Origin of the sequence: Alistipes sp. UBA1686 (assembly GCF_002320215.1) — a bacterium.
Classification (GTDB): Bacteria; Bacteroidota; Bacteroidia; order Bacteroidales; family Rikenellaceae; genus Alistipes; species Alistipes onderdonkii.
In genome coordinates this window covers 1-26,268 of the sequence record NZ_DCKA01000020.1, presented here as the reverse complement: position 1 = coordinate 26,268, position 26,268 = coordinate 1, and the positions used below count along the sequence as shown (strand labels likewise).

Here is a 26,268-nt window from a genome sequence, read left to right as displayed (position 1 = left end):
GTCATGCTGGGTTATCGGGTCGGTACGGATACGCTGCTTTCGAGCCGGATGGCGGTTTGCGTCAGCTCGTCGCGAAGCTCTTTCTCCCGATTTTTGTCGGCGGCTGCCTGCCGGCAGGCGTCGATGATCTCGGCGCGGCGCGGGGTATGTGCGAACCAGCCCAGACACTCGGCCGTGTTGACCCGCAGTTCGAGGGGCTGCGAAGCGTCGGTCACAAGTTTCAGCAGGTCGGGCACCAGTTCGTGGTAGGTGTTGTTGCGCATCGAACGGATGGCCGAGATGCGGCTTTTGAGCGTTTTGCCGTTGAACAGCAGGTTCCGCTGTCGCTCCTTCATTGCCTGTTCGCCGGCGACCTCTTCCCAAAGTTCGGTGAATTTAGCCTCGCGGTCCGTATACGGCGAAGCCTCGACGGCCGTGCGCAGCGCCTGTTCGACCTCTTTTTCGGGGAACAGCTCCAGTCCCTTCATGACAATGTAGGCTACGCGCTTCGATTCGCTGTCGTTGACATAGGTCTCGGCCAGCGCGGGCAGCAGTTCCGGACGGCCCGACTGCCAGGCATAGTTCGCGGCGTTGCGGCGCAGCAGTTCATAACGGTCGTTCAGTCCCCGGATGATGGCCTGCGCGAAAATCTCCTCGTCGCCGAAACGTCCGATGAGTTTGAGGCACTCCATGCGGGTCGTCGCCAGCGGCGACTGTTTCATGAACTCCAGCAGTTCGCCCGCCGAGATCGCACCGGCGTCGGTCAGCATGCGCAGTGCGAGGCTCTGCACGTCGGCCCACGGGCTCGTGAGCAGGCTGCGCCAGTAGGCTGCGTCTCCCTTGCGGGTTGTAATGTCGGCCGCCAGCATATTGGGCTCGACGGGCCGGAACCGAAAGGCCGGGTCGCCGATGATGTGTCCTTCGAGCGATGCGATCAGCCGGTTATACTGCCCGACGCGCACGCCGTGCGACAGCAGGCCGACCAGTTCGTAGGTCCAGCGGTCCTGCAGTACGTTGACCGTATTGCCTTGCGTGGCCACCGTGCGGCCCGGATCGAAGATGTAGTAGCCCGTGATGTAGCCGGGTTTGTGGAACGAGCCGTTGTAGCAGGCGTTGAGCATCACGAAGCGCGGTTGTGCGGCCAGCGTCTCGAGGTCCTCGAGGCTGATGATCGTCTGGTCGCCCTTGGCCTTCGTGTCGTCGTCGGCCTCCTTTTTTTCGAAGAAGGCGTCGGTCAGGTGGTATTTCTCCTTGAAATACTGTTTGGCTCCCTCTATGTCGGCTTTGTCGCCTTTGCGGCGTTCCATATACAGGGCGATCATGACCTCGGCCTTGAGCTGGCTGTACTGGCCTTCGAAACTGTCGGGCTCGGTCGTGTAACTGCCGACGTGCTGTTTGTCGGGCGAACCGTGCTCGTTGAAGAACATGGCATCGACCTCCGGGCGCACCAACTCGTCGAACATCCGGTATTTCATGTAATCGTCCATCCGGAAATTGAGCTGGCGCAGGTTTCCGGCCTTGCGGGTGTCGGTCAGCGGGAAATTTTCGTCGATGGCAACGCGCTCGTCCATCCAGCAGACCAGGCAGTCGGAGTTGTATCCGTCGCCGGCGTAAGTCACCAGATTGTCGAGCTGGTCGACTTTGCCGCGTTCGGCGACGACTTTTTCCAGATAACGGGCGATTCCTTCGTATTTGTCGCCTCCGAGCTGTTCGGGATAGCGGATGCGTCCCGAATAGAAGGCCGGGTCGAGCCGCTGCGGCGAGTCGCAGGCGAGGTTGAAATAGGAGAGCAGACGGTCGGTCGTGTCGCGGGCGATCAGCTCGAACTGCAAGTCCGGGCAGTCGTAGTAGCGGTCGGAGGGGACCGACGACTGGATCATCGGGAAATTCTCCTCGTCCATCTTGAACGCCGTGGTCATGTGCTGGGCATTGCGCACCATGGCGATCGGAATGTCGCCCACGAAGACCACGCCTTCGAGCGGCGAGCGTTTGGCGGTTTTGCGCATCAGCGCGATGAGCTGTTCGCGCACCTGCTCGGGGGTCAGCCAGTTGTCGCGGAGAATGTAGGTCGAGAGTCCGTCGGCCTCCAGGGCGTCGCGGTAGGCATGAATCTGGGGCGCCGTTTTGTCGTAGGTCGTCTGATCGACAACGATTGCGAACGCGGTAGGCTGTTTGCTGCGGGGCTTTTCGACTGCGACTTTGGCTTGCAGGACGAATGGCAGCAGCAGGACGATTGTCAATAAATATCTTTTCATAGCTTTCATTACGGATTATTTCTTGGATTCTACGCGGTTAATCATGTGCTGCACCTCTTTGGCCAGTTCCGGCGAACAGTTGCCGCGGGCGAGCAGTTGGCGTCCGGCATCGGCGATTTCATGGCGCCGCACCGAGAGGTTGAACCACGCCAGCGCCTCGGCCATCCACACGCGCAGAATTTCGGGGGCCTGCTCGTCGGCCAGCAGGGTGAGGTATTCCGTGACGTGCTGGTGATAGGGACGGTTCTTGAGGAAACTGATGCGGGACTGCCGCCAGCGGAGTTTGCCATGGGAGTCGAGAATCTCCCGCGTCGAGGATTCGCCGGGCGAGAGTCCGTCGCGCTCGATGAGTTTGTCGAGCAGCTCCTGTTTCTCCTCCCGGGCATGGTAGAAATCCTTGTCGGCGAAATAGGTCTCGATCGCCTTTTCGACTTTTGGTTTGTCGAAGCAGCGGATCGCCTCGCTGATGTTGAAAACGATGCGGGCGGCATTGCGATCCTTGACATAGACATCGATGAGCACGGGGATGAACGCCTCGTCGCCGATGCGGCCCATGCGTGTGACGGCGATGCGGCGCAGGAACTCGAAGCGGTCGTAGGCGGCCAGCATCAGCGCCTGTTTGTATTCGGGGCCGTTGAGCGACTCGAGCAGCCGGAACGCATTGTAACGCACGACGCTGTAAGGCGACCCGGCGCACTTGTCGAGCAGGATGGCGGGCAGCTGCGGATAGTCGTTTTCCCAAAGCCGGATCATCGCCAGGTTCTGGATGTCGGGCACGGCATTGTCGAGTTGTCCGAGCCAGAAGCCGTTGTCGCGCTTCAGCGCCATCGAATTGATCCCGAGTTCGGGACGGGCGGCCTTGAAGCGGTAGGTCGGGTCGCCGATCACGTGCGACTCGAGGATGTGGATGTTTTTGGCCCAGGCACCGATGCGCAGCCCTTCGCCCAGCAGTCCCAGCAGGTCGAAAGCCGACTTGTCCTGAAGCACGTTGACGCTGTTGGCGAACGTCGTGACGCAGCGTCCCGGAGCCATGATGTAGTGTCCTGCGATGAAATCGTCCTCGCGGTAATCGCCGTTGTAGCAGGCGTCGAAGACCACGAAGCGGGCATTCGGCGTGATGGCTTCGACCTCTTCGAGGATGATGCCCGTGCGCAGGTCGGCGATCGAGTCGAGACGGAGCATTTCGGGCTCCTCGGCCCGGTTGTACCACGTGGAATCGAGTCCTTTCTCCGCGGCGCGTTTGGCGGCCGATTCCCGGCCGCTGCCGGGACGGCGGGCCAGTTCGCGCAGGCTGCGCTGCATCTCGGCGGCGGCATCTTCGGCCGATTCCACATAGGGCGTCCCCGAAAGGTACTGCCGGTGGGGCATTCCGTGTTCGTGGAAGACCATCATGTCCACGTCGTCGCGGCGGACCTCGCGGATGAGCGACTCCTTGACGAAGGGCTGCATCGAGTAACGCAGGAATTTGGCGTTGTGGGTGCGGCTGAACACGTCGCCGAACTGCTCGTCGAGCAGCTGCTGTTCATCGCGCCAGGCGATGAGCGAATTGGAGTAGGAGCCGTGGCCCGTGTAGGAGACGAACTGGTCGAAAGGCGTCGCGTCGCGGTGTTCGGCCACGGCTTTCTCCAGGTAACGGGCAATCTGTTTGTAGGGATCGCCGTAGGCTTTCTGCGCCTTGATGCGGCCCGAATAGATGTCGCAGGAGATGTACTGCGGCGAATCAGGCGACATTTCGTAATAATGAAACAGTCCCTGCGAGGGAGTGCCCTGCGGGACGAACTGCAAATCGAAATCGTCGTAAAAGCGGTCCGAAGGAACCGAGGTTTCGTGGAGCGGGTGGTCGCGTTCGTCCATTTTGAAGGCCGAGGTGAGGTGCTGCGCCTTGGTGATCATGGCGATGGGCACGTCGCCGATGAATACGCATCCCTCCAAAGCGTTTTCCGCATAAAGTTTGCGCAGGACGTCACGCACCTGTTCGGGCGTCGTCCAGTCGTGCGAAACGATGTAAACGGGCAGTCCTTCGGCTTCGAGCGTCTGTTTGTAGGCTGTCATTTGGGGCCGGCATTCCCGGGCGATCCGGGAGTCGGTGATCACGGCGAAGGAACTCGGTCCCTGTATGGAGGGGTTTTCGAACGTCTGCGATCGTCCCGGCGCGGCCGAAAGCAGCAGAACTCCGGCCAGCAGGACAAAAAACGGTTTTCTATAATTCATATGGAGCAGTTATTTGAAACCCTCCGGGGAGGATATGTGTCGTCCTCTCCGGAGGGTTCCGGTTTTAAAACATCAGTCCGATTTTGAAATTGGCGTAAAAGCGGCGGTCGAACAGGTCGCGGTGGTCGTCGGCACGCACATAGTCGCCCGAGGCTGCGGCAAAGACCGAACCGCGGCCCTTGAACAGCCGGGCGAACGAATAGGTGATTTCACCGCCGAACGCAGCGTATCCCGACCCGAGGTAGTAATAGTCGCGGAGCGTGAAATCGGTGTAGCACTTCGCGTCGGCCTTGTAGCCGTTGTAGTCGATGTCGCTGCTGTCGTTCATCTTGTAGGAGGCGCGTATTCCGACGAGCAGCGAGTGCTTTTCGTTGAAGATGAAATTCTTGCGTCCGAAGATGCCTACCTTGCAGTTCTCGATGTCCTGGGTGCTGCGCGGGAAATAGTAGATGTCGCTGAGCTTCTCGCTGGAGAATTCGACGCCGGCGGTCCAGTTGTAGGAATCGCCGCGGGTGGTGCGCATGTACTGCAAACGCCCCTCGAAACCGGCCTTCGAACTGTTCGAACGAACGGATTTCGATTTGATGATCCACTTGGCGACCTCGAAGGAGTTGTCCCACTCCTGTACATACTGGATGCCGTCGATGCTGCGGTCGCCGTAAGCGGCATTCAGGAAGAACGTATTCTCCTTCGAAGGCTTGTAGACGGCGTTCAGGCCGATCGACCAGCGTTCGTCCCGGGTCGTGCCGACCATTTTGGGCGTCGTGTAGCTGTTGGTGACATCCTCTATTTCCCGGGTGTACTTGCCCGATACGAGCAGGCGCAGTTTTTGGGTCGTGAACGAGTACTGGCCGCCGACGCCCATGCAGTTGGCGTTGTAGATGCGCTGGTTGTCATCCGTGCTGCTGGAGATGGAGGTATCGACGTAGAATCCCGGGAAGTTGAAAATATAGACCGGGTTGGTGCTCATCGAGATTTTATTCGAGGCGGTTCCGTCTTCGCGCCGGGAGTAATACTGGTAGTTAGCGCCGATGGCGTGCTTGCCCAGCGTGACGGTCACACCCGGTTTGATCTCGAATTTCGAAAGGCTGACCAGCGGACGCGGGTCGTGCTGTTTGGCGCCCTGGCCGTTCTGATAAGTGGCTTCGATTCCGAAGATCAGGCGGTCCCACAATTTGGGCGCCGCAGCCTTCACGGTCATGTCGTAGAGCTGGTTGATCCATTTGCTTTTGTAGGTGTCGGCGATGAAGAAGGGCGTGCCGCGCAGCGGGTCGATCAGCGAGGCGTTGTACTCGGCATCGCGCAGCTGGTCGCGCGAATATTCGAAACTACCCCAGATGAAAGCGCCCTTGAGGGCCTTCATCGTGCCGCCGCCGTCGGTGAAGAAGCGGTACCCGGTGTTGTGTTCCCCCTCCTGCGCCCGTTTGAACGAACCTTTCTCAATATCGTATCCCAGTCCGACCTGGCTGTAGTAGTCCATCTGGTCGAGCTGGATGCCCGACGCGTTGTCCGAGTAGCTGAACTGGAGACTCTCGCTTTTCAGCCGTTCGACGGAGGCCTCGGTATTGATCCGCTGCGCCGAGGTGCAGAGCGGCGCAAGGGCCGCAGCCACGAGGCATCCCGTCAGTTTGATGTAGCTATATTTTATCATAACTCATTCGATTTAGGGGGATTATTATTTCAGGGACCAGTTCCAGGCGGGCATCTTTTCGCCGTTGCGGCGGAACTGCGGGACCTGCGTTTCGAAATCTTCCGTCGAGTTGTTCGTGTCCTGGTAGATCGGGGTGCCGTCGGGCCGTTGGCCGATCACTTTGCGGCACACGCTCTTGCCGACGTAAATTTCCTCCGTCGAAGCCGCTCCGGCGTCCACGAATCCGGGAATACGCTTCATATTGAGGCTGTTCGATGTCGGGAGCATCTCCACGCCGTCGATCAGCTGTTCGGCCGGAATGCGGACGTACTCCTGCGTTTTGCCCACCTGTCTCTGGGTCGTCTCTCCCACCACGCCCGTATTGATGGTCGGGAATTCGAGGTGCTTGCCGGGCTGGTAGATGCAGAGTCCCGGACCGCTGACGGTGTTCAGCCACTGCATGGTCACGATGTATCCCGACCAGAAAACGTACTCGAGATCAGGAACGTCCGGGTTGACACGCTGCGGATTGCCGGCCCACGTTTCGAATTCGGACAGCGAAGTGTCGATCAGTCCGCCGTATTTGCTGTGGTCGGCATGGTTCGCGGCCTCCTGGGTGATGATGAACGATTCGCCCGGCTTGAGCGGGTAGTCGGTTCCGTTACCCGGCAGCTGCCAGACCGTCACGGCATAGACGTAGTTGTTCAGTCCGTCCTCGGCGGGCCATTCCGGGAGCGTCGCCGTTGCGAATTCGGGCACGAGACGCGCGAAACAGAGGTGGTCGAGGTAATAGGTCTCGTCGCCGTTGTTGTAGATTTCGTAGAACTGGTCGCGGAAATAGGTCGCCTGCGTCTCGGGATTGGTGCTTCCGCAGTAGAAGATCTGGCTGAAGCAGAGCGGGCCCACCATGGCGGGACGGATGGCGATCGAGAAGTCGTTCGACGCCTCGGCCTGTTCCGGCGTGATGTCTTTGGTGATGGCTTTGTTCTGCACCGATCCGTTCAGGTAATAGGTATTGCCTTCGGATTCAGATTCGCCGAATACCGAGATCGTGTAGTTGCCCGGTGCGACCTCGGTTTGTGCGATGCCGTTCTCATCGGTCAGCGTTTCGATGACGGCGTCCTCCTCGAAATTGGTGAAACGGACGGTGAGCCCATCCACCGGGAAATCCGTGTTGATGGTACCGTTGCCGTCGGCATCCACAAAGCCGGTCACGGCCTTGACCTTGAAGGAGACGTTCAACGGATTCACAACATCGGCCTGGCTGGCGGAGTCCATCATCTCGATGCACGAACAGAGCCCTGCAGCGGCCGTCAGTATGGCTATATATGTCTTTTTCATGGTTGTACTTGCGTTGTAGGGTTATCGAATCTTGACAGACAGCGCAGCTCCGAAAAAGAAGGTCTTTGCGTTGCGCCGGGTGTACTTGCCCGGATAGACTTTGCTCTCCCAGATCGGCGTGCTGCGGAACATGTTGTTGGCGAAGAACGAAATGCGCATGAAATTGCGGATTTCCTTGGTCAGATTGATGTTGATACAGAGTATCGGGGGCATCGAACCTTCGGGAATCAGCCGGCGTGCGTCGAGGCGTCCGCGCATGTCGAGGGCCTGGAACTCCTCCTCTTCGATGCGTGAAGCGTCGAAGTCATACAACTTGCCGTCCAGGCGCGAGATGTATTTCACAGGGATCGAGTCGTTGCCGTAGGTGGTGTACTCACGCTCCTTCCATTTGACGCTGGCTGTCAGCGTGACGACGAAACCGATTCGCGGAATGTTGTGCGTGATACGCAGGTTGGTCGTCGTTGACGACGAATGCTCCGCCTTGTTGCCCGGTTCGAAGACGCCCATGTGGGGATAGGAACCGGCTACGCTGCTGCCTGTCGTATGGTTCGTGAACGTGTAGTAGTTCTTCCACGATTTGTACTGCGTCCAGCTTCCGTTCAGTCCGAACGAGGTGCGGATGGAGTTGATACGTCCGAAATCGATGTCGAACTCGACGCCCCGGCTGTTATAGGCAAAGTAGTTGGTCGGGATCGAATACTGGAGCAGGATTTTGTCTGACGACTTGAGCGACAACTCGGGCATATCGGTCTCATTGGCCGGTTTGGCCGCCGAATACTGATTGTAGTCCACGCATTTGAAGGTGTCGAACGTTGCGCTGGTCATGTAGCCGTTGCGGGTCTTGTCCTCGTAATAAGTGACCGAACCGCGCACCTGCCCGATCTTGAAATCGAGGCCGACCTCCCATTTGGTGGTCTTCGCCAGTTCGAGATCCGGATTCTCCGCCGAATAGACGTGCGTCGTGGCGATCTGGAATTTCTGGGCGTCGCTGAAGCCGCTCGCCGTGGTGTTGTCGAAATTCAGGATGTCGAAATAAGCGTTGTCGGGATAGAGATAACCCAGCGAGGGGGCTTTGTACGTGATGCCGTAGCCGCCGCGGACGCTCAGTTTCTCGGGAATCAGGTCATAGGAGGCGTTGATACGGGGAGCGACGCCTCCGTCCATGTCGTAAATATGGTCATAGCGGACGCCGGCGACGATTTCCAGTTTGCGGCGCAGGATGTCCATCGAGAAATACTCCTCGGCGAAGAGGCTGAACTGGTGCATGAACGGCACGTCGCTGAAAGCGCGTTCGCGCTGGGTGGTGAAGTTGGTGTTGACCGAGCGGCGCGGCGGAGTCTCCGGATCGAAGACCTTGCCTTCGCCCAGGTTGCCCGTGGCGCGGTACTCGCCGCCGATGATCAGCCGGTGGTGAGTGCGTCCCAGGTCGCCGGCGAAATTGGCCGACAGCTGCGCGAAGGTGTTGAGCTCCTTGCCGTACAGGTTGTATATGGCCGTATAGTCCGACGGCAGGCGCCAGGCTTTGCCGTTCTTGTCGGCATCGGGGATGTTCGTGATTTTCGTACCGTCGGCCAGGTAAATATCCTGTCCGGGCATGCTCGAAAGAATGGCTCCGTCGGTTTTCGAGGTGGAGTAGGTCCAGTCGGAGTTGGTGGCGAACTCCTCCCGGTACGTTTTTTTGTTCGTATAGTTCGCCGAGACGGTGTATTTGAGGTTTTTGAGCCAGTTCTTGTTGAAATTGAACGACCCGTTGGTGTTGAAGCGCAGGCCCAGGTCGCGCTGGGTCATCAGGTCCAGATCCCTCGCGTCGTCGGGATTCGGTTCGGCCTTGTCCTTGGTGTAGAACAGGTTGAACGAGGTGTTGGTGGACCATTTGCCGACGGTGTTCGAGTAGCTTACGCGTCCCGTCACACGGTTGTAGGTGTCGTATCCTTCGGTCGGATCGTATTGGGCGAAGGTGTAGTCTACGCCGTAGTTGAGCACGCCGGCTTTACGGCCGAGGCCCACGCCGTGCGATACGGAAGCCATGTAGACATTGGGATTGACATCCAGCTGGATCGACAGCGGCGTGCGTCCCGCCTTGCTGTTGACGATGACGGCGCCCGAAGCGATGTCGCCGTACTGGGCCGAGGCAATACCCCGGATCACCTCTACCGATTCGATGTTGTTGGTGGTGATGGTTCGCATGTCGACGCCCGAGTTGGGGGTCGATATGCTGGGGCCGGCGTCGGCTTCCAACGCCAGCGAGAGGGTCTGCATATTGGCGTTGTTCGAAAGGGGAGCGCCGTCCATGATGATGGCTGTGCCGAAGCTCTGGCCGTTGCGGACGGAGAATGTGCTGGCTTTTTTAAGGGCGATCTCCTCGGCCGTGCGTGTGCTGGCGCCCGGAAGCAGTGACATGATGTCGGCCAGCGATGTGGCCTGGATGTGCTCCATGGCCGATTTGGAAATCTTCGAGGCGGTTGCCGCACCGGTCTTTTTCGACTCGGCCGACACCACGATATTTTCCAGATAGAACGAGGTGGCCTTTAGGGTGAATTTGAGTGAGTCCCGTGCGGGAAGCTGGATGATCTGCGATAGCGGTTCATAACCCAGAGAACTGATCTCGACTTTGTATTTTCCCGGATTAGATAGTTGGATTTCGAACTGGCCTTTGACGTCTGTAGTAGTCGCTACACCGATTTCGGGCAGAGAGACAACGGCATAGGCCAGCGGGGTGATCTTAGAATTCCCCCCCCCCTCGGTTTCCGAGGCTTGGACTGTGCCGCTGAATGAGATTTTACCCTTGCTTTGCGCCCACAAAGAGGTGACGCCGCAAAGCATCAGAATACTCGTTAGCACACTTAATTTGGCAAAAAACTTCATAAGCATAATGCTTGGGGTTAATGAATAATTCTTGAATCTGACAGATGCCCCCTCCAACTGAATGGACTGTATGCATTCCGGGCAGTTTAAGAATTCTGCGAATTTCGCGACGGCAATATAATGAATTTTTTCTGATATAGTCTGTCTTGCACCATTTTTACCAACATATAGGTAGATGCGTTGTTTGAATTAAAAGTAAGGTTACACGTATTTTATGGTACACTGACGCAGTCGTTTCTGTTTGTTAATCGAGGTGCAATATCCACTATCCATATTTGTCGAACGGCTCCAGCATCTTCTGCCAGAAGAGCACTTCGGCCTCATCCTTATCCACTTTCTCCTTGTTATAATACAACGCCCCACCGGGTGTAGCTCCGGATCTTATATTCGCAACCATTCTTTAGCTTGTTTTGTAAGGTTCAAAATCTCGAGACTCAGGGCTTTCAACTCACGGGTTCGCTGTTCCAACAGGATGATCTGATGCGGGATCGCAACGTTGGAGAAATGCGTATTGATGACCTTTACAATCTAGAAAATTTCAATCACAACAAGGAAAACAACACACTCGTCACCTTGTATTGGTATCTTTATGGATGTACTCCATATCCCAATACGGGTGTGGAGTATTGTTTATTTGTTGTGAAGGTATTCCAGAACCTCGAACCAGATAAATTAATCAACTCCATATTTTCTTTTTATACTAACCTATCACATCGGAGTTGAGTGGTAACCTAAACTTTTGATTTATGTTACATTTTACAAAAAGTGGTATTATCCACAATTCAATCAAGTTGTTAGCAATTGTATTGATTGGATTAACACTCCAGTGCCTACTCAAACTGCAGATCCACACCGCTGTGCATGGCAGCCTCGGTTTCGGCATCCTGAATCACTTCGATATCGGGTTTCGCGCCGAGGACTGTTTTTTACATCTGAAATGTGGAGTTTTTCCACACTCTTGTAGAGTTTTTCCACACACTGCGAAAAATCTACTTTACGGCAAAATTTTGATTTTCACGTGACTTGTTGCGGTGTGATTGCTTTGGCATCCCGATTGAACCAGATTTGGACAAACTCAAATCCGATTTATGAAAAGATGCTACTCCTCTCTTGCGGGCAGGCGGACATGCGTTCTCCTGCTCTTGTTGTGCTACCTTTCCGCGTCGGCGCGTGCGGATCGTGCGGATGAGAAACCCGCGGCCGGCAAGGCGGCGCAACCTGCCGAGCGCACCGTTTCTGGCAAGGTGATGGACGAACACGGCAATCCGTTGATCGGCGCCACCATTGTCGTCAAGGATGCTCCGACCGTGAGCGGTACGATTACCGGTCCGGACGGCTCCTTCTCGCTGACAGTGCCCGCGCGTTCGACCCTGCTCATCACCTATGTCGGCTACAAGAGCCTGACACTCCCGGTGCTGAACCGCGATGAATTGAAGATCGTCCTCGAAGAAGAGGCCGAACGGCTGGACAACGTGGTCGTCGTGGGGTACGGAACGCAGTCGAAATCGGATCTGACGGGCTCCATCGCTTCCGTGAAAGCGGATGATTTCAAGGACGTTCCGGCCCGTTCCGTGGCCGAGGCTTTGCAGGGCAAGGTGGCCGGCGTGATGGTCTCGAAGACCAGCGGCAAGCCGGGCAGCGGTTCGGACATCGTGATCCGCGGCGTCGGGTCTATCAACGGACTGAATCCGCTGTTTGTCATCGACGGCGTGGCCTGCGACAACAACAGCAACTACAACCTGAACGACATCGAGTCCATCGAGGTCATCAAGGATGCCAGCGCCGCGGCGATCTACGGTTCGCGTGCGGCCGGCGGCGTGGTGCTCATCACGACCAAGAAGGGCAGTTTCAACGCCAAGCCCAAACTCTCGTTCACCAGCCATGTCGGCGTCCGGCAATATACGGACATGTACGACCTGCTGGGCACGACCGACTATATCCGCGTAAAGCAGGCGTTGGGCGAGAGCTATCCGATCTGGTCCGATCCGGCGTCGCTTCCGAATACCGATTGGGTTGACGAGATCTACCAGTCGGGCATCGAGCAGAGCTACAACCTTTCGCTGACGGGCGGCAGCGAGAAATTCCGCTACTACCTTTCGGGGGCTTACGAACGGGAAAACGGGATTCAGATGAACAACTACTGGGAGCGCATCTCGGCCCGTCTGAACGTCGATTACAAGGTGAACAACTCCGTCACCGTCGGCACGCGCATCTATCTGGCCCGTCTGCGCGGGAATCCCTACACGGAGTCTTTCCCTTGGGTCTCGATTCCTTATATGAACGTCTACGACGAGGACGGAGACTATGCGGCGGTTCCTTCGGGGATCGACTTCGACGGTTCGAATCCCGTGGCCGTCATCGTGCTCCAGCATCAGAAGCAGTCCGACCTGCTGGCCAACGCCGACCTTTTCGTTGACTGGGAGATCGTCAAGGGGCTGAAACTGAACCTCACGGGGTCGGCCCAGCTGGGCGGCGGCTATGACGACAACTACTCCGAGCCCAACAACCTCGGCCGTTCGCCCTCGAAGGACAGCTACACCAAGGCGCTCAATTACGACGAGCAGTACACCTTTACGGCCACGCTCTCCTATGCCCGCAAGTTCGGACGCCACGATTTCAAGGCGATGCTCGGCTGGGAGGCCAAGAACGCCCATTTCGCCGACCTGAGCGCTATGGCGACCGATTTCCCGGTGAACGATCCGATGTCGTTCGCACTTTCAACGAACATTAACAAGACCGCTTCGGGCGCCCTGAGCGAAGACCGCTTCCTCTCGCAGTTCGGCCGCCTGAACTATTCATTCGATAACCGCTATCTGCTGACGGTCAACTTCCGCCGCGACGGATCGCCGAAATTCGGCCCCAAGAACCGCTGGGGCGTCTTCCCGTCGGTGTCGGTGGGGTGGAAGATCTCCGAGGAGCCCTTCTTCAAGTCCTGGAACCAGCAGTGGATCACCTCGCTCAAACCGCGTTTCAGCTGGGGAATCCTGGGCAACGACCAGGCGTTGAACAAGTTCGCCTACATGGCGGCGTTCCAGAACGTGACGGTGCATTCGTTCGACGGCACCACGGCCGTCGGCGGCTACAATAACATCAAGGTCATCAACGAGGACATCAAGTGGGAGTCGATCTACAACACGAACGTCGGTCTGGATCTCGATCTCTTCCGGAACCGCCTCTCGTTCTCGTTCGACTATTACCAGCGCATCACCAAAAACATGATCTACGCCCTTTCGACCCCCAATTCGGCGGGCATTACGTCAATGGGCGGCGGACTGACTGCGATGAGTACGATGCCGGTGAACATCGGCCGCATCGACAACGAAGGCTGGGAGCTGCTGGTCAGCTACCGTAACAACATCGGTTATTTCAACTATGCCGTCAGCGGCAACGTTTCGCAGAACCGCAACAGGGTGGTCGATCTGGGCCTTTCCACGGCCTATATCTATGGCGGCGGCGGGCATCCCAACACGGGCCCGAGTCCCTGCAAGACGGTCAACGGACAGCCGATCAGTCAGTTCTGGGGGCTGAAAACCGACGGGATGATCACCTCGCAGGAGGAGATCGACGCACTCAACGCCAAGGCGCAGGCCAACGGCCACGACTACTACCACCAGTGGCTGACGGGTATCGGCGACCTGAAATACGTCGATCTGAACAACGACGGCACGATCGACGACGAGGACTGCACCTTCATCGGCAATCCCTGGCCGAAGGTGCAGTACGGGTTCAATATCTCGCTCGAATGGCGCGGCATCGACTTCTCGGCCGACCTCACGGGCATCGCGGGCAACGACGTGATGAACCTTTCGAGATCCTACACCGAGAGCGTGCAGCAGAGTTCCAACACCACGGCCGATGTCTTCGGAGCCTCCTATTTCCTGGGCAACGGGCTGACTTCGCGGCCGCGCATCGTCACGCCCGACCCGGCCAACGGCAACGCTCCGGTCAAGGATCCGAACTACAATTACCAGCGTTATTCCGACTATTTCGTCGAGGACGGCTCGTATCTCAAACTCAAGAATATCACGCTGGGCTACACCTTCCCGAAGCGGTGGACGCGCAAGGCGAAGATCGACCGCATCCGCATCTACGTATCGGCCAGCAACCTGCTCACCTTCACCGATTTCTCGGGCCTCGACCCCGAATTCTCGACGACGACCAAGACCGCCTACGGCATCTATTACGGCAGCACCTATCCGCAGACCAAGATGATCTCGTTCGGACTCGACATGAACTTTTAACCGTTTCCCGACATGAAAAAACTGATTGCATATCTTCGAATCTCCGCCCTCTCCGGTTGTGCGGCACTGGCGGTCTCCTGTACGAATTACCTCGACCTGAACGATCCCGATTCGCTCTCCAAGGGCAATTTCCCCACGTCGATCGGGCACATCGACCTGCTGGTGAACTCGGTCTACGGAGCCCAGCACCATTGGTGTTTTCTGGGCAACTACTGGGCCGGATACGTCATGTACTGCCTCGACCACACCATCGACCTCCAATGGCACAACGATCAGGGATGGGTCGATATTTGCTCCGGCGCCGTGAAGACCGGCAACAACAAGGTGACGGACCCCTGGACGGCACTCAGCATGGGTGTCTACTACGCCAATACGGTCATGGAGGAGATCGACGCCTATCGGGCCGCCGCTCCGGCGTCCGAGGCGGCATCGCTGGACAATTACGAAGGCGAATGTCTCTTTTTCCGGGCCTTTTACCGGTGGCACATGCTGTCGCTCTACGGTCAGCCCGACATGGACGGCGTGGGCATTCCCATCATCGACAAGGTTCCCAAGACGCTGGAGGAGATGTACGTCGGACGCGCGAAGACGGGCGCCTGCTACCAGGCCATCATCGACGATCTGGACCGGGCCGTGGGGCTTCTCACGCAGACCGACAACCACCGCGTGACCGTCTGGTCGGCCAAGGCTTTCCGGGCCAAGGCGTGCCTCTTCGCGGGACAGAACGACAAGGCGAAGACCGATCTCGAAGACTGTATCCATAACAGCGGCAAAACGCTGGAGCCGTTCGAACGCTACCGCATGATGTTCAACGGTTACGACGAATACGAGTTCAACAGCGAATCGTTCTACGAGATGGCCAACAAGGCCGATCCGACCAACGGTTCGGCCTATGGCAATCAGAATACGGGTTCGACCCTTTCGCTCTACTACCCGCCGTTCTGCATCGCTCCCGACAGCACGCGGACGGCCATGTCCTACGGCAACCAGTACATGCACGACCGCAATCTGCCGCGCTTCGGCTACACCGACGCCGCGCCGCTCGCCGAAGGGCACGTCCTCTCGGAAACGAAGCCCGACGGTTCGCTGCGCTATTCGCTCAGCGAGGAGTATATGGATCAGCAGCTCGCCCATCGCAGGAAACTGGGCAAATGGGAGCCGGGAGAGCCCGACCCGCGGCTCTTCGTCTGCTCGCTGCAACCCTTCGTCGATTCGGTGCAGATGACCATCGACGGCGTGAACGCCTACCGCAAGGTCGCGCAGGTGGAGTTCAACAAATGGTGGGAGATGGACCCCAACACGGGCAACGATCCCGAGACCTTCTACGGCTGGCCCGTGCGGAAATATAACTATCTCGACGGCCATCTGGCCGACGCCACGCGCAATGTCGCCGGTTACAACATCTATTTCATCCGCCTGCCGGAGATTTACCTGATGTACGCCTATCTGCTGAAAGACTCCGATCCGGCCACGGCGCTGGAATATGTCAACAAAGTGAAGCGCCGCGCTTACGGCTATTTGCCCGACGGGGCCTCGCCCGTCGATTACGGGTCGCTGACCGACCGCACGCTGACTGCCGATGCGACCGACCATCTGGCCAACGATCCGCTGCTCTACGAACTTTGGGCCGAGTTCTTCGGCGAGATGCGCTGGTGGGAGTACGTGCGATTCCTGCGCCTGGGCAAGCAGGAGGCCGATTATTACAAGACGGTGTCCGGCCCGGGAGCGGCCAAGACGAACATCATCTGGAAAGACAGCAACTATGCCATGCCGATCCCGGCCTCGGAATTTGAATCGAATCCCAATCCGGATATGATGCAGACCCCCGGCTATTGAGCGTATGTATTGAAAAAAGAAGCCCGTCTGCTCGCGGGCTTCCTCTTTTTCCGGTTATTGATTCTGAATGGCAACTAATTAGAATCTATGAGGATGTGAATCTAATGACAACTTTACGAGCCATTAAGGAAATCCGGAATTATCTGGCAAAATAAAATCAGTAGTATTGTCCTCTCATCTAATTTTGTGAAAAATCCACAAATATAAGGAAGATAGCTTGCAAAAGTTTGTGTAATATCTTTCAGCGCAAGCATCTTCCAAGATTCAGTTATATGCCTGTTTTGTCAGTTACTTAAAGCCTGGGAAGAGTATAAAAAAACAGCCAATAATTCAATGACCATTTTCTATTTTGTCGGTTTACTGAGACTATTTTTGCAATAGCTCCCGTATTGAATATATCTTGTACAATTATTCCTTCATCAAGAATTTCATGAGCAAAGATCCTGTCTTTTTCAAATATGCTACAATGATAACCTGATACGCACTATTTCTTGAAACGACAGATGGGATAATCCGCATTGACTGCAAATGAAAGTACAAATTATCGCATTCGGTCACCACGTTTACGCGCAGCCTCTTTCGACAATTTCAATTCATCTTTCATAGGCCTTGAATCGTTCAAAATCAAAGTCTTTACTGCTCATAAATATCAAACTATGTCTTAAAATTAAACATTTTCTCTTGTGACACAGTTTAATTTACGCTCTCCGATAAAATTTCCTATGTTTATCGGACAGAACGTATCGTCGGACTCATGGATAAATTTCGATAATTACCATCCTTGATATTATTTACCAGATATTTGCAGCATAATTCCGTATTGCCCATTCTTTCCGATATATAAACTGAAATTTATCAGGGAAGAGCTGTGATGGTAATCCTCCCTTTTCGAATACGAGTAACTGCTAAAAATATGAAATGCCTACAACACAGCATGAACTAACAAATTATTCATCATCGTTATCACATGCGAACTGTTCTCCATTCGTCTTATCTGTCAGCCATTCGAAACTCAAGCGCGTAAACCAGATCTCAAAACCCGATTCCCAATCTCCTACTTCAGTGAGTAATCCGATCGAACCATCCTCCAAGCGCGTTAGCGAGGAGTATCCTGCTTCCCTGTTCCACACGGTTTTGCGAACAGGCCATGTACGTCCTTCATCGTAACTCACAGCGATTGAAACATTGCGTCGCATGACCGTATCCGCCGGAATAGAATGCAACAACACTTCAGGCTGTCCTTCACCTTGAGAAAAGCGAATCATATCCCCATTACATGCCGGATCTGGCAATTGCCTCCATTCCCTGACATCGCTCCATGTTACTCCCTGGTCGTGTGAAACCGCATAACGTCGATATCCCTGCGACGGATTGCGGATACTCATCAGCCAGGTACCATCGTTACATTCCACCAATTTCGCTTCGTCTCCGTATGGGCCCGGTGTTGCTGACAGCAGACGCCATGTCTCACCACCATCCGCAGAACAGCAAACATGATTGTACAGCGGCGGCCATTTTTCACTTGTGCGGTGTGCTGCCACGACGAATGCCAACGTCCCGTCGCGAAGTTGTGTAGCGCACCCTGAAGCAGCGAAAAGACCTGAAAGATTCTTTGCTCCCGGATTACTGCACTCGGAGCCGTATATCTGCGAAGTGATATACCGAGGATCGCTCCATGTTAAACCATTGTCACGGCTGCGGGCAATACAGACGTCTGTGGGATGCTCTGTCGTCGAAGCCCACATGCCGCATCCGGATGCGAAAATGCACAACAGATCGCCTGTTATACGGTCTACTACCAGAGCAGCATCCCCATATCCACGTTCGGGTGTATGTTGCGCAATAACGACTTGTTCGCTCCAAGTACTACCGTTATCCGTACTACGCCGCATTACGAGGTCAATCTGATTCGGAAGATCGCCCTGCGAATCATTTCGACGGTCAGCCACAGCAATTAACGATCCGTCGGCTGCAGTGATCAATGCAGGGATCCGATAATATCTGGAGCCACAATCGCCCGCACGAAACACGAGCGTATGTTCAGGTTCTGTCAACTCATGTTGAGCGGTTACCGAAAGAGGCGTTGCCAGACAAAGCTGGCAACTGATCAGCCATCGTGCAAAACGACGTACAACATACACATTAAACATAAAATATATTATTTAATATCGAGTTTAGTTCAAAAAGTTACCCATCCACGGTTAGGTTCGTTGCCCATCTCGAATTCGAGCCTGCCGCCGGCGGCGATGTCGTCGAAGGCGATATAGGGCTTGGTGTAGGGTTTGCCGTTGAGCTTCACCGCCTGGATGTATTTGTTCGCGGCGGAGTTATTATGCGCCGTGACGGTCAGCACGCCGTCGCGGACACGCAGCTCGGCCTTGTCGAAGAGCGGCGAACCGAAGAAGTAGCGTCCTCCGGCCGGCTCGACCTGATAGAATCCCAGCGACGAAAGCACGTACCACGCCGACATCTGGCCGACGTCCTCGTTGCCCGACAATCCGTCGGGCTGGTCGTGGTAGAGCGTCGTCAGGATTTCGCGCACCTTGTCGGCGGTCTTCGCGGGCTGGCCGATCATCGTATAGAGGTAGACGACGTGGTGGCTGGGTTCGTTGCCGTGGGCGTACTGACCGATCAGGCCCGAAATGTCGGGCGAAGCGGCGCCCTCCGGCACGGAGCTGACCGTGAAGAGCGAGTCGAGTTTTTCGACGAAAGCCTCCTTGCCGCCGAAGCAGCCGATCAGCCCCTCAACGTCGTGCGGCACGAGCCACGTATACTGCCACGCGTTGCCCTCGCAGTAGTCGTCCTCGCGGTGGGTCGAAGCGAACGGGTTGAAGGGCGTGCGGAAGCCGCCTTTCGAATCCAGCCCGCGCATGAAACGGGTTTCGGGATCGAAGAAGTGGCGGTAGGATTTGCTGCGATCGAGGAAATAGTCGTAATCGGCCGTATCGCCGCGCTGCGCCGCGACTTGAGCCACGGCCCAGTCGGCCAGCGCGTACTCCATGTCGTAGGCCACCGCTTCGTTGAAGAGGTCGCAGGGGATATAGCCGTATTTCATGCGCAGGTCCATACCCCGCTCGCCGAGCATGGCGGATTTCTTCAGCGCCTCGTAGGCCAGCTCCTTGTCGAAGCCGCCGTAACCTTTCAGCACGATGTCGGCCATGGCCGGAATGCCGGGATTGCCGACCATGCAGTCGGTCTCGTTGCCCGCAAGGTGCCAGACGGGAAGCTTGCCCTGCTGCGTGTAGATATGGAGCATCGTATTGGCGATGTCGGGCATCTTCTCAGGATGGAGAATCGTCATCAGCGGCTGGGCGGCGCGGTAGGTGTCCCACAACGAGAAGGTCGTATAGTTCACGAACGGCGCGGCGCGGTAGATCTCGCCGTCAGCGCCCCGGTAGTCGCCGTTCACGTCGCAGAACTCCGACGGAGCGACCATCGTGTGGTAGAGCGCCGTATAGAAGATGCGGCGGGCGGCTTCGTCCGAAGTCTCGACACGCACCTTCTGCAGCTCGGCGTTCCACGCTTTGTCGGCCGCCGCCGCCGTGGCTTCGAAGTCCCAGCCGGGAAGTTCCGCCTGCATGTTGAGCTTGGCGTTCTCGATGCTCACGGGCGAAATCGCCACTTTCATATAGAGCGGCTCGCCGTCGGTCGTATCGAACTCCACGCGGGCGTAACGGCCCTTGACCGTAACGTCGCCCTCCTCCGGAACCGTCTCCGACGCATCGGGATAGGAGATATTCTTCACCGGCTTCGAGAATTCGGCCGTGAAGTAAACGCGCTGATCCTTGGCCCAGCCCGTCGAATAGCGGTAACCGCTGAGCCGGAGTCCGTCGGAAACGAATGCGGTCTCGGTGGCCTTGTCCCAGCAGCCGCCGTTTTCGAGGTCGAAGACCACGGCGGCGTCCTGCGACGCGGGGAAGGTGTATTTGTGCAGCCCGACGCGCTTGGTGGCGGTCAGCTCCACATCGACGCCGTAGCGGTCGAGCCGCGTGGCGTAATAGCCCGGACGGGCTTTTTCGTTCTTACGGCTGAAATAGGACCAAAGCCCCGACTGCGGGTCGTCCTCCGTGCCGCGGGCGTAGGTCACCCCGCCCACGACGGGCATCACCGTGACGTCGAACAGGTCGCCGATACCCGTTCCGTTGAGGTGGGTATGGCTGAAACCGATGACGGTCGTATCGGAAATGTGGTATCCCGACACCCAGTCCCACGACTGCGGGATGCTGGTGGGGCCGAGCTGCACAGCGCCGAACGGAACGTTGGCCCCCATGAAGACATGGCCGTGGCCGCCCGTGCCGATATACATGTCGACATACTGCGTCAGCGGCTTCTGCTCAGGCTGCGAACAGGCGGCCGAGATCAGCAGAACGGATAAGGAAAGAAGATGCTTGGGTTTCATTATGCAATCGTTTAAAATTTTTCGCAACGTTTTATTTCACGGTCACTTCGTCGAGGAAGAACCAGCAGGGGCAGCCTACGCCGTAATGCCACGGCGGACAGGTCTTGACGCCTTCGATTTCGACTTTGACATAGCGGGCCCGCACCGGCTGTGCGGCCGTGACGGCAGCCGGAACGAACTTCACGGGAACCGACTGGTCCTCAGGGAACTCCACCTGCCCGAACGGGGTCCAGTCCGCGTTGTCGGACGAGACGGAGTAGCGCACCGAACGGGGCAGCAGAATCCACTGGCCCAGCTGATGCAGGAAATCGGTCTCGACCGTCGAGAAGGTCACGTCGCGGCCCAGATCGACGACGAAGGCGCCGTCCTTGCCCTCCCAGCCCGTCCAGCTCTCGACGAACGATGCGCCGCCGAAAAGACCGTCGGTCAGGGTCTTCTCGCCCGACGCCCGGTATTTCTCCGCAGGAGCGTCGATCCAGACGATCCGCGCGCCCAGCGCCAGATTGGAGTTCTCCGCAGGAAGGTAACGTTTGCGGTAGAGCCGGCAATATTCCTGCGGACTGTTGTTGCGCTCGTTGAGCGTTTTCACGCCGAATTGGGTCACGTATTTCTCGAACGCGTCCAGCTCGCTCACCACGGCGCCGAGGTCCTTGTCGGCCGTCGTGCGGGCGATTTCGAGGTTGGAGTACATCAGCGGCAGACGCGTCAGGCGCACGCGGCGCAGCAGGACGGAATCCCCCGCCACGGCCCGCTCGGCGCAGTCGAACAGTTCTCCGTAACGCTTGCGGCAGGCGGCATTGAGCATACCGTCCTTGTGCGAGACGGGAGAATCGTATATCCACAACCGCTGGCCGCCCGCCAGCAATGCGCCTTCGAGCAGTTTTTCGTACTGATAAATATAAGGCGCAGCGGATCCGTAATAGCCGCGCATGAAACGCAGCATGAGCGAATCGGTATCCTGATCGGGATTCCACATCAGCTTGGCGACCACATAGGTGCGCATCTCCGAGAAATCGCCGCCGTACGAGCCGCCGATCTGCGAGAAGTGCATCGTGACGTGGTTGCGCCGGAAAAGCCCGATATTGGGTTTCAGTATCGGAAAGTTGGGGAACGGAGTGACCATGTTGTCGAAATTGATGCCGTAGTCCCACACGAAGATATTGTCCGACAGGGCCGCCCACCCCTCCATCGCTTCGATGAACTCGCGGCCCGACGCATTGTCCGTAAGGGGCACTTCGCGGTCGCAGTCGATGTCGCACAGCATGATATTGACGTTGGGCAGCGGCTTCACGTGCTTCGGGGGCTGCATCGTAAAGAGGTAGGCCAGCGTCGAAAACTCCTTGTCGGGGAAACGCTCCGCCAGCTTGTTCAGGAAGCGGATATAGTTGCCCGAAGGCGCACCCTCGTACTGGTTGACCTTCTCGCACTCCTCGCAGCGGCAGTAGGTGAAATTGCTGTCATTCTGGCTTATGGAGATGATGTTCATGCCGGGGTTGGCCCGGAAGATCGAATCGACCTTCGCAGCCGCCAGCTCGAAAAGCTCGTCGTTCGTCAGACACCATTGGCTGGCGCGCCCCGGACGGCGTTCGCCGTTGATGAACGAGTAGTATTCGGGATGCTCCGCGCCGTAGACCGACGCAGGAAGCAGGCTGTTGAAGGTGTGCACCCACAGGCCGCCGGCAAAGATGTCGCGCGGCTCCTCCAGACGCAGGGCCAACCGATACACGGAGTCCTGCGCCATGCCGTAGCCCTGACTCTGGCGATAGCGGAACGCCGGGTTTTCGGCGAAGTCCATCGCCGGAAGCGTGACGGTCGGATTCCGGTCGAGGTCATAGACTCCGGCGGCGAAATAATCCAGCCCCAAGTAACGTTCCAGCAGCGTCATGACGCCGTAAACCGCCCCCTTGTCGCCGCCGCTGCTGATGCGCAGCACGCCTTCCTGCGTGCGAAGGCGGAAGCCGTCCTCGGCAAGTCCCGCGGTGTCCGAAGCTCCGATCAGGATGTCGCCCTTGCGGGGCGTCACGTCATGCAGCAGGGGCAGTGTCGCACCGGTCGATTCGCGGACGAAGCGCTGCAGCAGCTGCGCGGCCGTGAGATCGGCGGCAGTTTGCTGCGCCACGACGATCCGGGCCGCAGGTTTGCCGTTGCGGGTCAGCCGGGTCTGCGCCCGGACTCCGGACGAGACGAGCAGCAGCGAGACAACGAATATCCAGCGGAAGAGTCTCATCTATTTGCGGTTTTGAAGTTCGAAAGTCAGCCGTCCGCCCCGCAGCAGCTCGTCGTGGCCGATGCGGTATCGCTTCAGCGGTTTGCCGCCGAGCGTCATCGAGCGGATATAGACCGCGCCGGAATCGGGACGCTTCGTCTCGATGACAAGTTCCCCGGCCGGATAGTATTTCCTGTCTAGCGTAACGGTCACCCGATCGAAAACGGGCGAGGTGAGCGTGTAATACGGCTCGCCCGGGCAGTCCGGGTAGAGGCCCATCATCGAGAAGACCGCCCACGCCGACATGGTTCCGGTATCGTCGTTGCCGGGAATGCCGTCGGGCGCAGTGGTGAAATATTTGGCCAGCAGGCGGTTCACCTCGCGCTGCGTACGCCACTCCTCGCCCCGGAAATAGCTGAAAAGGTAGGGATAGGCGATGTCGGGTTCGTTCGCGGGATCGTAAAGCCCCTCGTCGAAGACCATTTGCAGCTTGTCGATGAATTTGCGCCGGCCGCCCATCAGCTTCGACAGTCCGTAGACGTCGTGCGGGACATAGAACGTATAGTTCCATGCCGAGCCTTCGTGGAAACCGGGAACCGGCTCGAAATTCTCGCCCTGCCGCGGATCGAACGGCGTCAGGAAACCGCCCTCCCCGGTGATCGGACGGAAAGTGCCCGATTCGGGGCTGTAGTAGTTCTTATAGCCGAGCGAACGGTTCCGGAACAGCGCCGCGTCCTCCCTGCGGCCGAGCGAATCGGCCAGCAGCGACAGGGCATGGTCGGCGATGTAGTATTCCAGCGCGTGCGACACGGAGTTGTCGCCCGAAAGGTCGCGGGCGTAGAAGCCCAGCGGCACGTAGCCCTTTTCGACATAGGGATCGATGTCGGGGCGCATCCTGTTCTGCGAGCCGGGCGTCGTGGCCGACTTGCGCATCGCCTCGTAAGCGGCGTCCATGTCGAAATCGCGCAGGCCCTTCATCCACGTATCGACGATCACCGGGATGGCCGGGTCGCCCTCCATGGTGAAGGTTTCGCGGCCGTAAAGCTCCCACTTCGGCAGCCAGCCCCACTCCTTGTACATGCCGATCATCGAACGCACCATTTCCAACTGGCGTTCGGGATAGACCAGCGTCATCAGCTGGTGCAGGTTGCGGTAGGTGTCCCAGAGCGAGAAAACCGTATAGCGGTTGCCCTCGGCGGTGCGGATTTCGGCGCTCTCCATCGCAGGGTATTCACCGTTGACGTCGCTCAGCACATTGGGATGGATCAGCGCATGATAGAGTCCCGTATAGAAAACCTTCTTCTGCGCGTCGGTGCCGCCCTCGACGCGGATGCGGCCCAGATCGTCGTTCCACGAGCGGCGCGCCGCGGCACGGATGTCGTCGAACGAACGCTCCTGCTGCTCGGCTTCGAGGTTCAGGCGCGCATTCTCGACCGACACGAACGAAACGCCCATGCGGACTTCGAGCTGCTCGCCCTCCGTCGTTTCGTAGCTGAACCACACGCCAACGTCGTCGCCCGCGAGTTCACGGTCGTAGTGCGTATAGAGTTTGTAATTGCCGGCATCCTTGTCCCACTCGGCTTCGACACCGTATTTGGGGGGCTGTTTCTTCCAGAATCCCGTGGCGGAGGGGCGTTTCGAGACGCGCATCACGAAATAGATCGGAAACACCGCCTGCGGGTTGTAGCAGAACGTGCCGAGCAGTTTCATGCCCTCGACCTCGGTGTCGCTCACGCGGCGCACCCAAGCTCCCGATTCGTTGGTAAGGCCCTCGCCCAGATTGAGCAGGATATGGCTCTCGCCCGCCGGGAAGGTGTAGCGTTCGGCCGAGCTGCGCGGCGTGGCCGTCACTTCGGCAAGGACGCCGTACTTCGAAAGCCGGTTCGAATAGTAGCCCGGAGAAGCGGTTTCACCGGTGTACTTGCTGCCGTAATTGCGGTAATCGACGTCGAGCGCGCCCGTGGTCGGCATCACCAGCAGCGATCCCAGTTCGGGGCATCCCACGCCGCTCAGCGTGACATGGGCGAAGCCCGTGAAGAACTTGTTGTGGAACTCATAGGGCGCGGACCACCAGCGGGCGTCCTTGTCGTAGACGTTCTCGTCGGAACCCATCACGTTGAAGGGAACCACGGACATCATGCCGTTGGGACACACCGCGCCGGGGTTGGTCGTGCCGAAGTTGGTCGTGCCGACGAAAGGATCGACCCAGTCGGCAGGTTCCTGCGCACGCAGCGGTGCGCAGAAAACGGCTGCGGCGAGCGCAGCTAAAAACAAGGCATAAGGTTTCATGGCTCAAACGGGATACGGCTGGTCAGGATTTTCAGGCTGCCTTCGGGTTCGATACGCAGCGAGCGCGTAGCTGCAGGGACGAGGAGCGTCTCACCCTGACGGAGAGAGGTTTCATTACCCTCGTCATCGAAGATCACGCCCTTGCCCCCGATGCCCATGACGATCAGAAAAGAGTCTACGCCGAAGAGGTTTATGCTGTGGGGCATTCCCAGGTCGTAGAGTGACGTTACGAAATAAGGGCACGAAACGAGCATTACCTCACGATCCCGGCCTTTGGGATAATGAGCGCGGTAGTCCGGCAAGAAGGTGTAGTCAATGGCATCCTTCGCCAACTCGGTATGCAGTTCACGGGGCCGGCCGTCGGAGTCCGTACGTCCGTAATCGTAAATGCGATAGGTGACGTCCGAGGTCTGCTGGATTTCCGCGATGAACGTTCCCGCACAGATGGCATGCACACGACCTGCCGGCAGGAAAAAGAGATCCCCGGCGCTGACCTTATAGTCGCGGAGCACCTCCGTCAGCGTATGGTCTGCGACATGCCGCTCGTACTCCTCGGGAGATACCTGCTGCGAGAATCCCGAGCGGAGGTGCGCCCCCTTGTCGGCATCCACGACATACCACATCTCCGTCTTGCCGTTCTTGCCGTGCCGCAACCGGGAGAGCGTGTCGTTCGGATGCACTTGGATCGAGAGATCCTGACGTGCATCGATGAACTTCACCAACAGGGGGAATTCAGTTCCGAAACGCCGGTAGACGGAGTGGCCGACAAGCGTCTCTTTCAGCTCCGCAATAAGCTCCGAGAGTTTATAACCGTCATAATCGCCGCTGCAGACAACCGATTCCGCCCCCTGCACACCCGACAATTCCCAACTTTCGCCGATATGGCGCAGATCGGTGGCGATGCCTTTATAGGAAGCTATTTTGTCTCCGCCCCAGAGTAGCGGTTTGAGGATAGGTCTGAATTTCAAAGGTCTCATAGGATGCTGTTCCGTTTCGTGAAGTCGATGATTTCGGGG

Annotated in this window: 13 protein-coding genes and 1 pseudogene; 2 read left to right on the top strand and 12 right to left on the bottom strand. The window is 57.6% G+C overall.

The annotated features are described in order from the left end of the window. Positions 1 to 11 precede the first annotated feature (11 nt). The 7 genes and pseudogenes from B3C38_RS09755 to B3C38_RS12585 form a co-directional block, all read right to left on the bottom strand. On the bottom strand, positions 12 to 2,234 hold the full coding sequence (locus tag B3C38_RS09755) for a HEAT repeat domain-containing protein (RefSeq protein WP_286726888.1): 2,223 nt from the start codon (positions 2,232 to 2,234) through the stop codon (positions 12 to 14). A 15-nt stretch (positions 2,235 to 2,249) separates the two neighbouring features. Next, complete coding sequence (locus B3C38_RS09750; protein ID WP_286726887.1) at positions 2,250 to 4,445, bottom strand: HEAT repeat domain-containing protein; 2,196 nt, start codon at positions 4,443 to 4,445, stop codon at positions 2,250 to 2,252. Between the two features lie 64 nt (positions 4,446 to 4,509). Further along, on the bottom strand, positions 4,510 to 6,096 hold the full coding sequence (locus tag B3C38_RS09745) for a DUF6850 family outer membrane beta-barrel protein (protein ID WP_278792448.1): 1,587 nt from the start codon (positions 6,094 to 6,096) through the stop codon (positions 4,510 to 4,512). Positions 6,097 to 6,120: 24 nt separating this feature from the next. Next, a complete protein-coding gene (locus tag B3C38_RS09740) occupies positions 6,121 to 7,416 on the bottom strand; it encodes a DUF4876 domain-containing protein (protein WP_195285757.1) in 1,296 nt (431 codons plus the stop codon). 21 nt (positions 7,417 to 7,437) lie between these two features. Then, on the bottom strand, positions 7,438 to 10,257 hold the full coding sequence (locus tag B3C38_RS09735; RefSeq protein WP_286726886.1) for a TonB-dependent receptor: 2,820 nt from the start codon (positions 10,255 to 10,257) through the stop codon (positions 7,438 to 7,440). Positions 10,258 to 10,546: 289 nt separating this feature from the next. Beyond that, entirely contained in the window at positions 10,547 to 10,678 is a 132-nt protein-coding gene (locus tag B3C38_RS09730) for a hypothetical protein (RefSeq protein ID WP_278792444.1), read from the bottom strand. Next, positions 10,663 to 10,809: pseudogene (locus tag B3C38_RS12585) on the bottom strand (mobilization protein); the annotation flags it as partial. The gene B3C38_RS09730 and the pseudogene B3C38_RS12585, both read right to left, overlap by 16 nt. A gap of 560 nt (positions 10,810 to 11,369) precedes the next feature. On the opposite strand from B3C38_RS12585, the gene B3C38_RS09720 reads away from it, so the two are divergent. Beyond that, positions 11,370 to 14,522, top strand: coding sequence for a SusC/RagA family TonB-linked outer membrane protein (locus B3C38_RS09720; protein WP_286726885.1), 3,153 nt, complete (start codon positions 11,370 to 11,372; stop codon positions 14,520 to 14,522). 12 nt (positions 14,523 to 14,534) lie between these two features. Further along, on the top strand, positions 14,535 to 16,358 hold the full coding sequence (locus B3C38_RS09715; RefSeq protein ID WP_286726884.1) for a RagB/SusD family nutrient uptake outer membrane protein: 1,824 nt from the start codon (positions 14,535 to 14,537) through the stop codon (positions 16,356 to 16,358). A 947-nt stretch (positions 16,359 to 17,305) separates the two neighbouring features. Here B3C38_RS09715 and B3C38_RS09710 read toward each other — a convergent pair. Genes B3C38_RS09710 through B3C38_RS09690 form a run of 5 tightly spaced genes read right to left on the bottom strand, consistent with a single transcriptional unit; the run spans position 17,306 to position 26,229 of the window. Further along, positions 17,306 to 18,508 (bottom strand): sialidase family protein, encoded by a 1,203-nt coding sequence (locus B3C38_RS09710; RefSeq protein WP_278792440.1) that lies wholly within the window; start codon positions 18,506 to 18,508, stop codon positions 17,306 to 17,308. 29 nt (positions 18,509 to 18,537) lie between these two features. Next, positions 18,538 to 20,757 carry a GH92 family glycosyl hydrolase gene (locus tag B3C38_RS09705; protein ID WP_286726883.1) on the bottom strand — a complete coding sequence of 740 codons (2,220 nt, stop codon included), beginning with the start codon at positions 20,755 to 20,757 and terminating at the stop codon, positions 18,538 to 18,540. Positions 20,758 to 20,788: 31 nt separating this feature from the next. Continuing rightward, on the bottom strand, positions 20,789 to 22,984 hold the full coding sequence (locus tag B3C38_RS09700) for a DUF4838 domain-containing protein (RefSeq protein WP_278792437.1): 2,196 nt from the start codon (positions 22,982 to 22,984) through the stop codon (positions 20,789 to 20,791). After that, positions 22,985 to 25,252, bottom strand: a complete 2,268-nt coding sequence (locus B3C38_RS09695; protein ID WP_278792436.1) for a GH92 family glycosyl hydrolase — start codon at positions 25,250 to 25,252, stop codon at positions 22,985 to 22,987. Continuing rightward, a complete protein-coding gene (locus B3C38_RS09690) occupies positions 25,249 to 26,229 on the bottom strand; it encodes a type I phosphomannose isomerase catalytic subunit (RefSeq protein WP_286726882.1) in 981 nt (326 codons plus the stop codon). The genes B3C38_RS09695 and B3C38_RS09690 overlap by 4 nt, the downstream gene beginning before the upstream one ends. Positions 26,230 to 26,268 lie beyond the last annotated feature (39 nt).